Source organism: Pseudomonas sp. PDM05 (assembly GCF_014851685.1).
GTDB lineage: Bacteria > Pseudomonadota > Gammaproteobacteria > Pseudomonadales > Pseudomonadaceae > Aquipseudomonas.
In genome coordinates this window covers 146,564-161,549 of record NZ_JACVAC010000003.1, presented here as the reverse complement: position 1 = coordinate 161,549, position 14,986 = coordinate 146,564, and the positions used below count along the sequence as shown (strand labels likewise).

16 protein-coding genes are annotated in these 14,986 nt (G+C 61.9%); 11 read left to right on the top strand and 5 right to left on the bottom strand.

The window, feature by feature from the left end:
- Positions 1-66 precede the first annotated feature (66 nt).
- Both IB241_RS08325 and IB241_RS08320 read right to left on the bottom strand, forming a co-directional pair.
- Positions 67-321, bottom strand: coding sequence for a TIGR02647 family protein (locus IB241_RS08325; protein WP_003195403.1), 255 nt, complete (start codon positions 319-321; stop codon positions 67-69).
- A gap of 96 nt (positions 322-417) precedes the next feature.
- A complete protein-coding gene (locus IB241_RS08320; protein WP_192297968.1) occupies positions 418-702 on the bottom strand; it encodes a hypothetical protein in 285 nt (94 codons plus the stop codon).
- 127 nt (positions 703-829) lie between these two features.
- Between IB241_RS08320 and IB241_RS08315 the strand changes: the two genes are divergently transcribed.
- Positions 830-1,489, top strand: a complete 660-nt coding sequence (locus IB241_RS08315) for a glutathione S-transferase family protein (RefSeq protein WP_192297967.1) — start codon at positions 830-832, stop codon at positions 1,487-1,489.
- A 174-nt stretch (positions 1,490-1,663) separates the two neighbouring features.
- Here IB241_RS08315 and argH read toward each other — a convergent pair whose 3' ends face one another.
- Positions 1,664-3,058 (bottom strand): argininosuccinate lyase, encoded by a 1,395-nt coding sequence (gene argH / locus IB241_RS08310; RefSeq protein WP_192297966.1) that lies wholly within the window; start codon positions 3,056-3,058, stop codon positions 1,664-1,666.
- Positions 3,059-3,561: 503 nt separating this feature from the next.
- Here argH and IB241_RS08305 point away from each other — a divergent pair.
- From IB241_RS08305 to rsd, 7 genes are all read left to right on the top strand, one after another.
- Positions 3,562-4,308, top strand: a complete 747-nt coding sequence (locus IB241_RS08305) for a LytR/AlgR family response regulator transcription factor (protein ID WP_192297965.1) — start codon at positions 3,562-3,564, stop codon at positions 4,306-4,308.
- Between the two features lie 138 nt (positions 4,309-4,446).
- Positions 4,447-5,388, top strand: coding sequence for a hydroxymethylbilane synthase (gene hemC, locus IB241_RS08300; protein WP_192297964.1), 942 nt, complete (start codon positions 4,447-4,449; stop codon positions 5,386-5,388).
- Positions 5,385-6,143, top strand: coding sequence for a uroporphyrinogen-III synthase (locus IB241_RS27495; RefSeq protein ID WP_305391729.1), 759 nt, complete (start codon positions 5,385-5,387; stop codon positions 6,141-6,143). The genes hemC and IB241_RS27495 overlap by 4 nt, the downstream gene beginning before the upstream one ends.
- A gap of 18 nt (positions 6,144-6,161) precedes the next feature.
- The gene (locus IB241_RS27490) at positions 6,162-7,277 is read left to right on the top strand and encodes a uroporphyrinogen-III C-methyltransferase (RefSeq protein WP_318652589.1); all 1,116 of its coding nucleotides are present in this window, start codon (positions 6,162-6,164) and stop codon (positions 7,275-7,277) included.
- 5 nt (positions 7,278-7,282) lie between these two features.
- On the top strand, positions 7,283-8,524 hold the full coding sequence (locus IB241_RS08290) for a heme biosynthesis protein HemY (RefSeq protein ID WP_192297963.1): 1,242 nt from the start codon (positions 7,283-7,285) through the stop codon (positions 8,522-8,524).
- A gap of 236 nt (positions 8,525-8,760) precedes the next feature.
- Positions 8,761-9,276, top strand: a complete 516-nt coding sequence (locus tag IB241_RS08285; protein WP_192297962.1) for a disulfide bond formation protein B — start codon at positions 8,761-8,763, stop codon at positions 9,274-9,276.
- Positions 9,277-9,491: 215 nt separating this feature from the next.
- Positions 9,492-9,950: a sigma D regulator gene (gene rsd, locus IB241_RS08280; RefSeq protein ID WP_192297961.1), complete on the top strand. Its 459-nt coding sequence runs from the start codon at positions 9,492-9,494 to the stop codon at positions 9,948-9,950.
- Between the two features lie 53 nt (positions 9,951-10,003).
- Here rsd and IB241_RS08275 read toward each other — a convergent pair whose 3' ends face one another.
- Positions 10,004-10,681: an FKBP-type peptidyl-prolyl cis-trans isomerase gene (locus IB241_RS08275; protein WP_192297960.1), complete on the bottom strand. Its 678-nt coding sequence runs from the start codon at positions 10,679-10,681 to the stop codon at positions 10,004-10,006.
- Positions 10,682-10,873: 192 nt separating this feature from the next.
- On the opposite strand from IB241_RS08275, the gene IB241_RS08270 reads away from it, so the two are divergent.
- Positions 10,874-11,980 (top strand): AlgP family protein, encoded by a 1,107-nt coding sequence (locus tag IB241_RS08270; RefSeq protein WP_192297959.1) that lies wholly within the window; start codon positions 10,874-10,876, stop codon positions 11,978-11,980.
- Here the strand turns inward: IB241_RS08270 and IB241_RS08265 are convergent.
- Complete coding sequence (locus IB241_RS08265) at positions 11,977-12,441, bottom strand: TIGR02444 family protein (protein WP_192297958.1); 465 nt, start codon at positions 12,439-12,441, stop codon at positions 11,977-11,979. The two genes, IB241_RS08270 and IB241_RS08265, sit on opposite strands and share 4 nt — an antisense overlap.
- Before the next feature lie 50 nt (positions 12,442-12,491).
- On the opposite strand from IB241_RS08265, the gene IB241_RS08260 reads away from it, so the two are divergent.
- On the top strand, positions 12,492-14,402 hold the full coding sequence (locus IB241_RS08260) for an ATP-binding cassette domain-containing protein (RefSeq protein ID WP_192297957.1): 1,911 nt from the start codon (positions 12,492-12,494) through the stop codon (positions 14,400-14,402).
- On the top strand, positions 14,402-14,956 hold the full coding sequence (locus IB241_RS08255; RefSeq protein ID WP_192297956.1) for a mechanosensitive ion channel family protein: 555 nt from the start codon (positions 14,402-14,404) through the stop codon (positions 14,954-14,956). The genes IB241_RS08260 and IB241_RS08255 overlap by 1 nt, the downstream gene beginning before the upstream one ends.
- Positions 14,957-14,986 lie beyond the last annotated feature (30 nt).

The window sequence follows — 14,986 nt, the reverse complement described above, 5'->3', positions numbered from 1 at the left end:
TTAACCCTTTCACAGCAGCGCCCCCGGAATCCGCATTGGGCGGACTCCATGGGCGGGTATCGAGCGTCAGGCGGCTTCTTTGGTACTGGCGGTGGTCAGGATGGTCAGCAGGGTTTGGGCCTGCTCTGCAGCGTCACGGCCAAGGCTGGTCAGGTAGCCTCCGTCCGGCTGGTCGATAAGTCCTTTGGCGTGGAGGCGCTTGGCAGCGGCGATAGCAGTGGGAGCGGCGGTCTGGTGGACTTTCAGACCTTCCTTGGTGCTGTCCAATGGGAAGAGTACAAGGATTTCCAGTTCGGCAACCAACTCAGGGGTATACGACATAAGGACTCCAGACTTTCTAAGAATTTATTAGAGGCTAGCAGGCCATAAGGTGAACGCACTTTGCCGAACTGTCCAGCGTGTTACTGCGCCCTTGGATTATTGCTTTTCCGGCGGCAGATCCGGCAGGGCGCGCAGTGCAGTTTCATACCATTCGGTATTGAACGCACGGTCCTCTTCCAGCAGCGCATCAATCTCGACAGCCAGCACGTGGGCCATCAGTTGCAGGATTTCTTCACGCTCGTAACCCACCAGGGTCAACTTGTTGAACGTAGCCTTGGCCGCTGGTGGGTTTTCGCTTTCGATCTGGTTCTCGATCGCTTCGATCAGGGTGTTTTCGGCGAATTCTTCTTCGTCGTTGTCGATATCGGTCGGCTCGCTCATGGCAGGCTCCTCACAGGAAAGGGCGCCAGTCTACCCCCATTCAGGCGGGTGATGCTGTTGGCAACGTCGGGTTCTGGGAGCTATAACCCTTGCAGCCAACCCCATTCCCGGCCTGGAGGCGCCTGCAATGCTCAAGCTCTACGGATTCTCGGTCAGCAACTACTACAACATGGTCAAGCTCGCGCTGCTGGAGAAGGGACTGCCGTTCGAAGAGGTGCTCTTTTTTTCCGGGCAGACCTCCGATGTCTTTGCGGTCAGCCCACGTGGCAAGGTGCCAGTCCTCGGCGTCAAGCAGGGGTTTATCAACGAAACCAGCGTGATCCTCGAATACATCGAACAGAGCCGGGAAGGGCCTTCGCTGCTGCCCACCGAGCCGTTCCAGCGCGCCCAGGTGCTGGCGCTGTGCAGGGAGATCGAGTTGTACATCGAGCTGCCGGCCCGTGCGTGTTACCCCGAAGCGTTTATGGGCATGCCGGTGCCGGAGGCGATCAAGGAGAAGTCCAGGTCCGAGTTGCTGCTGGGGTTCGGTGCGCTGGGCAGGCACGGCAAGTTCGCGCCGTATGTGGCGGGGCAGAGCTTCACGATTGCCGATCTGTATTTCATGTACAGCGTGAACCTCGCCTGCGCGGTGGGCGAGAGCCTGTTTGGGCTGGATTTGCTGGCTGAGATGCCGGCGGCCAAGGCGTTGCTGGAAAAACTGCATGCACTGCCCAATGCCCAGAAGGTCGCGGCGGACAGGGAAGCGGCGATGCCGGCGTTCAGGGCGATGATTGCTGCCAAGAAATAAGCAAGCCCGAGTGGATCAAGTGTGGGAGCGGGCTTGCTCGCGAAAGCGGTGTGTCAGTCAGCCCATAGCTAACTGAGAGACCTTATTCGCGGGCAAGCCCGCTCCCACATTTGTCCGAGGTGTCTGGTAGTACTCGGTGTCTTGTGGGAGCTGGCTTGCCTGCGATGCTTTTAGCTAGCGGCTGGCGAGCAATGCCTGGCCACGTGCAACGGCGGCCTTCACCTGCGCCGGTGCGGTCCCGCCAATATGGTCACGCGCATTCACCGAACCTTCCAGGGTCAGCACGGCAAACACATCCTGCTCGATCTGGTCACTGAACTGGCGCAGTTCTTCCAGGCTCATTTCCGCCAGGTCCTTGCCGGTGTCCACGCCGTATTTCACGGCGTGACCAACGATTTCGTGGCAGTCACGGAACGGCAGGCCACGGCGTACCAGGTAGTCCGCCAGGTCGGTCGCGGTGGAGAACCCGCGCAGCGCCGCTTCACGCATGATCGCGTGCTTGGGCTTGATCGCCGGGATCATGTCGGCAAACGCGCGCAGCGAGTCGCGCAGGGTGTCGGCGGCGTCGAACAGCGGTTCCTTGTCTTCCTGGTTGTCCTTGTTGTAGGCCAAAGGCTGGCCTTTCATCAGGGTCAGCAGGCCCATCAGTGCGCCGAATACGCGGCCGCTCTTGCCACGCACCAGCTCTGGCACGTCGGGGTTTTTCTTTTGCGGCATGATCGAACTGCCGGTGCAGAAGCGGTCCGGCAGGTCGATGAACTGGAATTGCGCGCTGGTCCACAGCACCAACTCTTCGGAGAAGCGCGACAGGTGCATCATCGCGATGCTGGCCGCGGCGCAGAATTCGATGGCGAAGTCACGGTCGGACACGCCATCCAGGGAGTTGCCGCCCACAGCGTCGAAGCCCAGCAGTTGCGCGGTGTACGCGCGGTCGATCGGGTAGGTGGTGCCGGCCAGTGCGGCACTGCCCAGCGGCATGCGGTTGGCGCGCTTGCGGCAATCCACCAGACGCTCGTAGTCGCGGCTGAGCATTTCGAACCAGGCCAGCAGGTGGTGGCCGAAAGTCACGGGCTGTGCGGTTTGCAGGTGGGTGAAGCCGGGCATGATGGTGGCGGATTCACGCTCGGCCTGCTCCAGCAGGCCTTTTTGCAGGCGGGTGATCTCGCCCAGGATCAGGTCGATCTCGTCACGAATCCACAGGCGGATGTCGGTGGCGACCTGGTCGTTGCGGCTACGGCCGGTGTGCAGTTTCTTGCCGGTCACACCGATGCGGTCGGTGAGGCGGGCCTCGATATTCATGTGCACGTCTTCCAGGTCGACGCGCCAGTCGAACGTGCCGGCTTCGATCTCACCCTGGATGGTGTTCAGGCCATCGATGATGCTGTCGCGCTCGGCGTCGGTCAGCACGCCGACCTTGGCCAGCATCGTGGCGTGGGCGATCGAGCCCATGATGTCGTGGCGGTACAGGCGCTGGTCGAAGGTGACGGAGGCGGTGAAGCGGGCGACGAAGGCGTCGACGGGTTCACTGAAGCGGCCGCCCCAGGACTGGTTGGTCTTGTCGGTGCTCATGGATTCGCTCGTGATCTGCTTTAAAGAGGCTTGGAGGTGTGCCGGCGATAATAACAGGGTTGCCCGTGGAGGCGGTGCTACGGGTGATCGGCATTTTTATTTGCACGAAGGATGGCAAAGTGCCTTGCCGCCGGACGCGTCCGGGAAGAGACTGGACTCGGGTGTTTATTGAAACGATATTTGACGATAGAGCAATACCGTCGCAGTGAGCGTCTACAGTTGCACTGAACAGAGCGTGAATGCACCAATGTCGGGTGCTGCGGTCAGAGCCCTGACTATCCATCAAACACGGGGGGATTCGGATTGTGTATCAGCAAACCCTACGACGATGCCCGAAGTCAGAAGGTCCTGGGCGCAATTGAACAGGTCCGGGTAAATATGGGTGCCGCTGTCAGGGCACTTTTTGCCGCTCGCGCTAGTCTTAGCGTGGATCGCTGTGACGCAAGTCACCGCACCTGTCTACGCTATCCTTGTGCGAGACTCACGCAGGAATCCAGCGCAATATGAATGTCCTGATCGTTGAAGACGAACCCCAAGCCCGCGAGCGACTGAGCCGTTTGGTCAGTGAACTCGAGGGTTATACAGTCCTTGAACCGAGCGCCACCACGGGCGAAGAAGCGTTGACGCTGATCGACAGCCTCAAGCCGGATGTGGTGTTGCTCGATATTCGCCTGCCGGGCCTTGATGGCCTGCAAGTCGCCGCCCGCCTGAGCGAGCGTGAATCGCCACCGGCGTTGGTGTTGTGCGCGGCCGAAGCGGAATTTTCGGCGCAGACCCTTGAGGTCAGTGGCGTCAGCTTCCTGTCCAAGCCGGTCGAGGCAGGTGCGTTGCTCAAGGCCCTGAAAAAGGCCGAGCGCCCCAACCGCAGCCAGCTCACCGCCTTGACCCAGCCTGCCGCCCAAAGTGGCAACGGGCCGCGCAGCCATATCAGCGCGCGGACCCGCAAGGGCATCGAGCTGATTCCCCTGAGCCAGGTGGTCTACTTTATTGCCGATCACAAATACGTGACCCTGCGCCACGAGGGCGGTGAAGTGCTGCTCGATGAGCCGCTCAAGGCCCTTGAGGATGAGTTCGGCGACCGCTTCGTGCGAATCCACCGCAATGCCCTGGTGGCCCGCGATCGCATTGAACGCCTGCAACGCACGCCACTGGGGCACTTTCAGTTGTTCCTGAAAGGGCTTAATGGCGATGCGTTGATCGTCAGCCGACGCCATGTCGCCGGCGTGCGCAAGATGATGCAGCAGCTTTAACCCAAGGGTTGTGGCGCGACCTGCAGTCCTTATCCCGGTGCGATGCGGCCAGGGAGGCCCCGCACTTGCTGATTCAAATCAAAGCGTATTTGCCTGAGCTGTTATTATCTGCCGTATCTATTCAGTACGGATTGATCCATGTCCTCTCGCGAAATCCGCATCGCCACCCGTAAAAGTGCCCTTGCCCTGTGGCAGGCCGAATACGTCAAAGCACGCCTCGAGCAGGCCCATCCCGGCCTCACGGTGTCCCTGGTGCCCATGGTCAGTCGCGGCGACAAGCTGCTCGACTCGCCGCTGTCGAAGATCGGCGGCAAGGGCCTGTTCGTCAAGGAACTGGAAACCGCATTGCTGGACAACGAAGCCGACATCGCCGTGCATTCGATGAAAGATGTGCCCATGGACTTCCCTGAAGGCCTGGGCCTTTTTTGTATCTGCGAGCGCGAAGATCCGCGCGATGCCTTCGTCTCCAATACCTACGCGTCCCTGGATGAGTTGCCCCAGGGCAGCATCGTCGGCACCTCCAGCCTGCGGCGTCAGGCGCAGCTGTTGACCCGTCGCCCGGACCTGCAGATCCGCTTCCTGCGCGGCAACGTCAACACGCGCCTGGCCAAGCTGGATGCCGGTGAATATGACGCGATTATCCTGGCAGCAGCCGGTCTGATCCGCTTGGGCTTCGAAGACCGCATCACGTCGGCCATCAGCGTCGAAGACAGCTTGCCGGCCGGTGGCCAGGGCGCCGTGGGTATCGAATGCCGCACCGCCGACACTGAAATCCACGCACTGCTCAAGCCTCTTGATCACCACGACACTGAGGTGCGTGTTACCGCCGAACGTGCCCTGAACAAACACCTTAATGGGGGCTGCCAGGTGCCCATCGCCTGTTACGCGGTGCTCGAAGGTGAAAACCTGTGGCTGCGCGGCCTGGTCGGCGACCCGGACGGCGGCACCCTGTTGACCGCCGAGGTCCGTGGCCCGCAGGGCGACGCGGCAGCTTTGGGTATTCAGGTGGCCAACGCGCTACTGGACCAGGGCGCCGGTGCCATCCTGCAAAAAGTCTACGGCGAGGCCGGCCCGCAGTGACCGATTGGCGTGTGCTGCTGACGCGGCCTGCCGAGGAGTGTCTGGCCTTGGCGGCGTCGTTGTCGGCAGCCGGGATCTTCAGCAGCAGCCTGCCGTTGCTGGACATCGAGCCGCTTCCCGTCACCCCCGAACAACAGGCCGTGTTTCGTGACCTGGGCCGCTATTGCGCGGTGATTGTGGTCAGCAAGCCGGCCGCCCGCCTGGCGTTGCAGCAGTTGGATCGCGCCTGGCCGCAGTTGCCGTGGTTCAGCGTCGGCGCTGCCACGGCCCAGGTATTGGCCGATCATGGCCTCAACGTTCACTATCCCCCAACCGGCGACGACAGCGAGGCCTTGCTAGCACTACCCGCCTTGCGCGAGGCTATCGCACGGCCTGGCGCCCGGGTGTTGATCCTGCGCGGCGAAGGCGGCCGGGAGCTGCTGGCTGAGCGTTTGCGCGAGAGAGGTGCTAGTGTCGACTATCTGGAGTTGTACCGTCGTTTCCTGCCGACCTACGCCGCTGGGGCACTGGTGCAACGCATCCAGTTGGAACGCTTGAACGGCGTGGTGGTCAGCAGTGGGCAGGGTTTTTTACACCTGCAAGCCCTGGCCGGTGTCGATTGGCCCCAGGTGGCACAGTTGCCGTTGTTCGTGCCGAGCCCGCGAGTCTGTGAGATGGCGCGGGCTGCCGGCGCAGAAAAAGTTGTGGATTGTCGCGGCGCGAGTGCCGCGGCGTTGTTAGTGGCGTTGCGCGCCCATCGTGCGGCCACTCTCTGATACGCAAAGGACGGATACGTGAGCGAAACAGCCTTGCCCAAAGATGAAACCCAACCCGCAGCTGCTGCGTCGGTTGAGTCAGCTGTCACCGCGCCACGCCGTGGCAATGGCCTGGCGATCGTTGCCCTGTTGCTCGGTGCGGCCGGTGTTGCCGCCGGCGGCTGGGGGCTCTGGCAGGTCCGTGCCTTGCAAGCCGGCAGCCAGCAACAGCTGGGCCAGGTGCAGACGCTTGCCGAACAGACTCAAGGCCTCAAGCAGGGTCAGCAACAGTTGGCGGCACGCCTGGCCCAGTTGCCGGCTGCGGACGAGCTCGAAGAGCGTCGCCGCCTGGTAGCCCAGTTGCAGGGCGATCAACAGCGCCTCAGCCAGCGCCTGGAAACCGTGCTGGGTGCCAGCCGCCAGGATTGGCGCCTGGCGGAAGCCGAGCACCTGATCCGTCTGGCCAGCCTGCGTTTGTCGGCCTTGCAGGACATCAACAGCGCCCAGTCGCTGGTGCAGGGCGCCGACGAAATCCTGCGTGAGCAAAGCGATCCGGGCGCCTACGCCGCCCGTGAACAATTGGCCAAGAGCCTGGCCGCGCTGCGCAGTACCGAGCAGCCGGACCGCACCGGGCTGTACCTGCAACTGGCGGCGCTGCGCGATCAGGTGGTGCAACTGGCCGCGATCGCACCGGAATATCAGCTCACCGAACCTGCGTCCCAAGGGCGCCCGACCACCGATACCGAAAGCCGCTGGAGCCAATGGTGGGAGCAGATCTCGCGCTACTTCCGCATCGACTTCAACCCTGACGACAACATCCGCCCACTCCTGGCCGGCCAGGGTTTGAACCAGGTGCGCCTGGCCCTGAGCCTGGCGCTGGAGCAGGCGCAATGGGCTACGCTCAACGGCGAGACGGCGGTCTACAGCCGCTCGTTGGGCGAGGCGCGTAGCGTGCTGCAAGACAACTTCAACCAGGACAACCCGCAGAGCAAGGCGATGCTGGCGCGTATCGCCGAGCTTGAGCCCAAGGCCGTGTCGGTGGTGACGCCGGATCTGGCGGCGAGCCTGGCAGCTGTGCAGGCATACCTTGAGCGCCGCCATTTGTCTGCCGACGAAGCCAAGGCGTCGGCGGGTAAGCCGGCCACCCAGGAGTGAAGCCGATGAAGCGTTTCTATGTGGTCCTCGTGCTGGCGATTGCAATCGCCCTGGCACTGGCTGTGGGCATCTCGAAACATACCGGCTACGTGCTGATTACCTATCCCCATGTGCTGAATTACGAGTCGAGCCTGTGGGCGACGCTGGTGGCGGTGTTTGCCATCGGCCTGGCGATCTACCTGGTCCGCCTGTTGTTGAGCCTGGTGACCACCTCCGGCGGCGTGGTCAACCCGTGGTCGCGGCGCAACCGCAGCCGCCGTGTGCAGATCGCGATTGAGCAGGGCCAGATGGACCTTGCCGAAGGCCGCTGGGCCAGCGCCGAGCGTCACCTGCATCGCGCCGCCGAAGCGGAGCGCCAGCCATTGCTCTACTACCTCGGTGCCGCGCGTGCGGCGAACGAGCAGGGTCGTTATGAAGAGGCGGATGGTTTGCTGGAGCGCGCTCTGGAGCGTCAGCCCCAAGCCGAGTTGGCGGTAGCCTTGAGCCATGCGCAATTGCAGATGGATCGCGGCGACACCGAGGGTGCCCTCGTCACATTGCAGGCCATGCACGCCCGTCATCCCCATAACGCCCAGGTCCTGCGCCAATTGCAGCGCCTGCATCAGCAGCGTGGCGATTGGTCGTCGGTGATTCGCCTGCTGCCCGAGTTGCGCAAGGACAAAGTGTTGCCCGCCACCGAACTGGCCGAACTGGAGCGTCGCGCCTGGGGTGAAAACCTCGGCCTGGCGGCCCAGCGCGAGGAGCAGGGCGAAGCGGGCTTGCAGTCCCTTGAGCGGGCCTGGCAGCAACTGACCTCTGCCCAGCGTCAGGAGCCGCAGTTGGTGCTGGCGTATGCCGAACAGCTGCGCCAACTGGGCGCCGATGCGAAGGCCGAAGAGGTGCTGCGCGGGGCGCTCAAGCGCAGTTATGACAGTCATCTGATCCGACTGTATGGCTTGCTGCGTGGCAGTGATCCGGCGCGGCAACTGAAGTTTGCCGAGAGCTGGCTCAAGGACCATCCGGGCGATGCCAGCCTGCTGCTGACCCTGGGCCGCCTGTGTCTGCAAAACAGCCTGTGGGGCAAGGCACGCGACTATCTGGAAAGCAGCCTGCAGGTGCAGCGCAACCCCGAAGCCTGTGCCGAACTGGCACGCCTGCTGGCGCAACTGGGCGATACTGAACGCAGTAATCAGCTGTTCCAGGAAGGCCTCGGCCTGCTGGATAACCGCCTGCTTGCTTCACCTTTGCCGGTGCCTGCGCGAGTCTGAAGTAGGAAGGATGCAAGGGGTGGCTCGGATACGTCTGACGGCCAACCCCTCAAGTCTACGCATTTACTCGGCCGAATCGCATTCGTCATAAACTCCTACGTAGCGTTGTGTTATGTCCTCCAAACTCTGGTGGGATGTCCTTACGTTTTCGCGGAATTGTCTGCTCTAGCGCGTATTGAAAGGGGTCAGGCCTTTCCTCTACCGTAACGGCCTATCTTTTGCGGTACGGATAAACAATGTCTCTGGCCCCCTCACGTTCCCTGTTTCTCCTGGCGTTCATGGCAGGTGTTCTGACGTTGGGCGCGTCTTTCTACCTGGAATATGGCGCGCTTCTGCGGCCCTGCTTCCTGTGCCAGGTGCAGCGGGTATTTCTCGCCACGTTCACGCTGATCAACTTGATCGCGGTCGCTCATAACCCCAGACGTTTCGCCGCGGGTCTGTACGGGTTGGCGGGCATGGGGTGTGCGTTGCTTGGCGCAATTGCCGCAGCACGCCAGGTATTGCTGCAGAGCAGCACGTCGGGTGTAGCCCCTGAATGTTGGCCAAGCCTGCAGGACATGCTGGAAAAGCTGTCGTTCTGGCAGGCGGGGCACGCGATTTTCAACGGTACCGTCGATTGCGTGGAAATCAACTGGACGCTATTCGACTTGAGCCTCCCCGAGTGGAGCCTGTTGTTCTTTGTCGCGATGCTGATCCTGGGGGTCATGCAGTTTGCGGGGCTGTTGTCCGGCCAGCGATTGAGTCTGGGTTAGCACGCAAATCAACATTAGGGTTGTAGGACGGGATTAAACACTTGTATGAACTTTCTGTCCTGCGTACCTTGAAGCCATAGTCATGCGGGCATAATCTGGCCCGCATGCAGTATCGGAACCGTTTATCCGATGCGGCCTTGTCCGGCCGCGGCGTTATCCTTTAAGTGTTGCGCGGGCACCAGGCGGCAGCGCCCCTATAGGGAAGAGAGATCATCATGCTGGAAAGTTGTCAGAATGCTCAGGAACGCTGGGGTGGGGTGCACAAGCTGATCGACAGCTGGTTGAAGGCACGTCACGAACTGGTTCGGGCCTTTGATGCGCTTGGCGCCAAGCCCGAGGAACTGGCTGAGAATCGCAAACCGTTGTTGGGTTTTTGCGGTGTACTGATGGACTACGTGTCTGAGGGACACTTCGGTGTCTACGAGCAATTGACCAAGGAAGCGAAAGCCTTTGGTGATGATCGCGGCCTCAAGCTGGCGGATACTATTTACCCGCGCCTTGATGCAATCACTGAGAAGCTTGTCGCCTTCAATGACCTGTGTGATGCCGGTCAATGCGTGGCCGAGAAATTCAAAGAGTTGGGTGGCCTGCTTCACGAACGATTCGAGCTGGAAGACTGCCTGATCGAAGTGCTGCACAACGCTCACAAGGAAGAGCCCGCCACCCAGGCTTGACCCCTGAACTGCAGATAAAGAAACGGCGCGTTTACGCGCCGTTTTTTATTGGGTCAGTGGCGGATGCCGAGTAATTCGATCTCAAAGACCAAGGGTGTGTAGGGCGGGATCAACTCGCCTGCACCGTCGGCGCCGTAGGCCTGGGCAGAGGGGATGACCAGGCGCCATTTTGCGCCCGTCGGCATCTGTTGCAGCGCGCTGGTCCAGCCGCTGATCACACTGTCCAGGCGGAACCATTGGGGCTGCGTGCTCTGATCGAATACCGTCCCATCGGGCAGTCGTCCCACGTATTTGACCTGCACTTCATCCGTCGCCAATGGCTTCGGACCACTGCCTGGTGCCAGCTCCGTCAGCAGGATTGCGTCGGCCAGTTCGCGCACGCCGGCAACGGCTTTTTCCTTGGTCAAGAACTGCTGTTCTGCGGCGAGTGCTTTTTCGCTTTGAGGTGCCTGTGCGTCGGCTGCGCTCTGTGCTTCGTGCTGGGCCAGCAGCTGTTCGATGCGCGCATTATCGAGTGCCAGCGGCTTGCCTTGATAGGCTTGCTTGAGGCCGTCGAGCAAGGCTTGGATCTGCAAGTCGGGGACTTCCTGGCGCAAGCGTTCGCCGAGGCTGGCGCCGAGGCTGTAAGCGAGGTCGTGCCGGTTCTGGTCAGTGGTTTTGGACGACGATTGCTCGCTCCCGTTGGCCACCGAAATCGCCAGACCCAACACAAGAAAAAGGTAACGCGACATGGGCATCCTCCCGCCGAAAGTGCGACGGATTATGCCAGTGCGAGGCGGTAAAAAGTGCCGTGTATTTTCGTTATGACGATAAGAATTTTCGCACGGTGCAACGCCAGGCAAACGATACTGTCAACATGCCCTAGCGGCGGTAAGAGCAGAGGGCTAGTATGAGCCGCACCCACGTCAGCCAGGAGGTAAACCATGTCGGCCAAACAGAAGCCTGTAAATACCCCGTTGCATTTACTCCAACAACTTTCGGGCAGCCTGCTCGAACATCTGGAAAGCGCTTGTTCCCAAGCCTTGGCCGATGCAGAAAAGCTGCTCGCCAAGCTGGAAAAACAACGCGGTAAAGCGCAAGAGAAGCTGCACAAATCCCGCACCAAACTGCAAGACGCCGCCACTGCCGGCAAGGCCAAGGCACAAGCCAAAGCCAAAGACGCAGTCAAAGAACTTGAGGACCTGCTGGATGCCCTCAAGGATCGCCAAGCCGAAACCCGCGGCTACATTTCCCAACTCAAAAAAGACGCTCAAGAAAGCCTGAAACTGGCCCAGGGCGTTGGTCGTGTGAAGGACGCCGTAGCCAAAGTGCTGGGCGCTCGCACCCCGGCAAAAGCCGCTGCGCCAAAAGCCCCAGCCAAAGCTGCTGTCGCCAAGCCAGCTGTTAAAACTGCTGCTGCAAAACCAGCCGCCAAGCCAGCTGCCAAAACTGCTGCTGCAAAACCAGCCGCCAAGCCAGCTGCCAAAACCGCTGCTGCAAAACCAGCCGCCAAGCCAGCTGCCAAAGCCGCTGCTGCGAAACCAGCCGCCAAGCCAGCTGCCAAAACCGCTGCTGCAAAACCAGCCGCCAAGCCAGCTGCCAAAGCCGCTGCTGCGAAACCAGCCGCCAAGCCAGCTGCTAAAACCGCTGCTGCGAAACCAGCCGCCAAGCCAGCTGCCAAAACTGCTGCTGCGAAACCAGCCGCCAAGCCAGCTGCCAAAACTGCTGCTGCGAAACCAGCCGCCAAGCCAGCTGCGAAAACTGCTGCTGCAAAACCAGCCGCCAAGCCAGTTGCCAAAGCCGCTGCGGCAAAACCAGCCGCCAAGCCAGCTGTTAAAACTGCTGTTGCGAAACCAGCCGCCAAGCCAGCGGCCAAACCTGCTGCCGCGAAACCAGCCGCAAAACCTGCTGCTGCAAAGCCGGTCGCTGCTAAAGCCGCACCGGCCAAGCCTGCAACACCAGCGGCTACCCCGGCAGCGTCCACCACGCCAGCTGCTGCTCCAGCTGCTGCGCCGGTAGCACCAAGCACCACTCCAACCAGCGCTTCCTAAGTGCCGGAGACCATGACGCGCAGCTGTTGCAGCGCGTCATGGTCAAGGTTGGCGGCATCCTCGGCCGCCAATCCTTCCAGCCACGGCTGGTGACCTTTCACACCGGTTGGCCATTCCAGCGCCAGCGTTTCTAGGCGTGCCAGCAATTGCCGTTCGGCATCCAGCTCCAGACTTTTGACCCGCTCTCGCAACTGCGCCAGTGATTCGTCCTGCTGCGCCAAGGCGCGCCATTGCGTGCGCAGCTGTCGCAAGGGTTCAATCACCTGTGCGCGCCACGGGCGGGCGAGCTGTTGCAGTGCATGAACGCGTCCAGGCTCAAGCGCAACACCGCGTTGCTCCAACCATGCAGCGCAGAGCAGCAGGCACACATCCGTCCCGTGTTCCTGCAAGCGCAGGCACGTGCTTTCGACGCCCGGACGGGCGTAAGTCGAGAGGGCAAAGCTCCACAGGTCAGCGCACATATTCACACCCAAGCCAGCGGCCAACGAAGCTGGTAGACTCCGCCGCCATTATGATCCGACTTCAAAGCCTAACATTACAGCGTGGCCCGCAACGTCTTCTCGAAGACGCCGAGCTGACCCTGCACGCCGGTCACAAAGCCGGCCTGATCGGTGCCAACGGCGCCGGCAAATCCACGTTGTTCGCCCTGTTACTGGGTGAGCTGACCCCGGATTCCGGGGACTGCTTGCTGCCGGCCGACTGGCGCATCGCCCATATGCGCCAGGAGATCGACACCCTGGACCGCATCGCGATCGACTACGTGCTCGATGGCGACTTGCGCCTGCGCCAGGTGCAGCACGACCTGGCCGAGGCCGAGAAAGCCCAGGACGGCGCCGCCCAGGCGCGTCTGCATTCGGAGCTCGACAGTGCCGACGGCTACACCGCCGACGCCCGTGCGCGCAAGATGCTGGCGGGCCTGGGGTTCACCAACGAACAGATGGATCGCCCGGTCGCCGACTTCTCCGGTGGCTGGCGCATGCGCCTGAACCTGGCCCAGGCGCTGATGTGCCCGTCCGACCTGTTGCTGCTCGACGAACCGACCAACCACTTGGACCTCGATGCGATCCTGTGGCTGGAAGATTTCCTCAAGAGCTACCAGGGCACCTTGTTGCTGATTTCCCACGACCGGGATTTCCTCGACGCCGTGGTCGACAACATCGCCCACGTCGAACAGAAGAAAATCACCCTCTATCGTGGTGGCTACACTGCGTTCGAACGCGCCCGCGCCGAGCGCCTGGCCCAGCAGCAACAGGCCTTTGAGAAGCAGCAGGCGCAGCGTGCGCACATGGAAAGCTACATCGCCCGGTTCAAGGCCCAGGCCACCAAGGCCCGTCAGGCCCAGAGCCGGATCAAGGCGCTGGAGCGCATGGAAGAGCTGTCGGCGGCCCATGTCGATTCGCCGTTCGACTTTGTCTTTCGCGAGTCGGTGAAAATTTCCAGCCCGCTGCTGGACCTCTCGGATGCACGCCTGGGTTATGGCGACAAAACCATCCTGGAGAAGGTCAAGCTGCAGCTTACGCCGGGCGCGCGTATCGGTTTGCTCGGTCCCAACGGCGCGGGCAAGTCGACGCTGATCAAGAACCTGTCGGGCGAGCTTGAGCCGCTGGCCGGGCGCCTGACCCGTGGCGAGAACACCGTGGTGGGCTACTTCGCCCAGCATCAGTTGGACTCCCTCGATTCCAAGGCCAGCCCGCTGCTGCACCTGCAACGCCTGGCGCCGACCGAGCGCGAGCAGACCTTGCGCGACTTCCTCGGTGGTTTCGACTTCCGTGGCGCTCGTATCGACGAGCCGGTGCTGAATTTCTCCGGCGGCGAAAAGGCCCGCCTGGCCCTGGCGCTGATCGCCTGGGACCGGCCGAACCTGCTGCTGCTCGACGAACCGACCAACCACCTGGACCTGGAAATGCGCCTGGCGCTGACCATGGCCTTGCAGGAGTTCAGCGGTGCGGTACTGGTGGTGTCTCACGATCGCCACTTGCTCAAGAGCACCACCGACAACTTCCTGCTGGTGGCCGACGGCAAAGTCGAAGAGTTCGACGGCGACCTCGACGACTACGCACGCTGGCTGACCGACTACCGCCTGCGCAACGCGCCGGTCAGCAACACCCCGGTCAACCCGGACAAGACCGACAAGAAAGCCCAGCGCCAGGCCGCTGCCGCATTGCGTCAACAGTTGGCGCCGCACAAGCGCGAGGCCGACAAGCTGGAAGCCGAGCTGGGCAAGGTGCACGAGCGCCTGGCCAAGATCGAAGCCAGCCTGGGCGACAGCGCCGTGTACGAAGCCGCGCGCAAGGACGAATTGCGCGACCTGCTGGCCGAACAGGCCAAGCTCAAGGTGCGTGAAGGGCAATTGGAGGAAACCTGGATGGAGGCCCTCGAGTTGCTTGAAACCCTGCAAGCGGAGCTGGAGGCGCTGTCCTGATGGAAGCGCTGCAACTGCCGCTGCCGGCGCAATGGATCGCGCCTGTATGGATTGGCGTGCAAATCCTGCTGATCCTGCTGGCCGGCTACCTGGCCCAGCGTTTTGTCGCCAAGGGCCTGACGCGCCTGGGCCAGCGTTATCCGTTCCCGCCGCAGCTGCTGATGCCGCTTCGCGGCGGTCTGCGCTGGCTGATCATGGGCAGTGCATTGATCTTTGTGCTGGAGCGCGTGGGCGTGTCGGCCACGGTGTTGTGGACGGCGCTGTCGGGGTTTGTCGCCGTGGCCGCCGTGGCGTTCTTCGCCATGTGGTCGGTGCTGTCCAACCTGCTGTGCGCAATCCTGATCTTCACCGTCGGGCCATTTCGCATCGGTGATATCGTCGAGTTGGTCGACACGGTCGACAAACCCGGGGTGAAAGGTCGGGTGGTGGCGATCAACCTGCTGTACACCACGCTGATCGAAGTCGCGGAGGCCGGGACTGACAGTGCGATGGTGCAGGTGCCGAACAGCCTGTTCTTCCAACGTTCGGTGCGTCGCTGGATCACACCCGCTTAAAAAAATCTATAGCCAGGCCTCGTTGCTCGG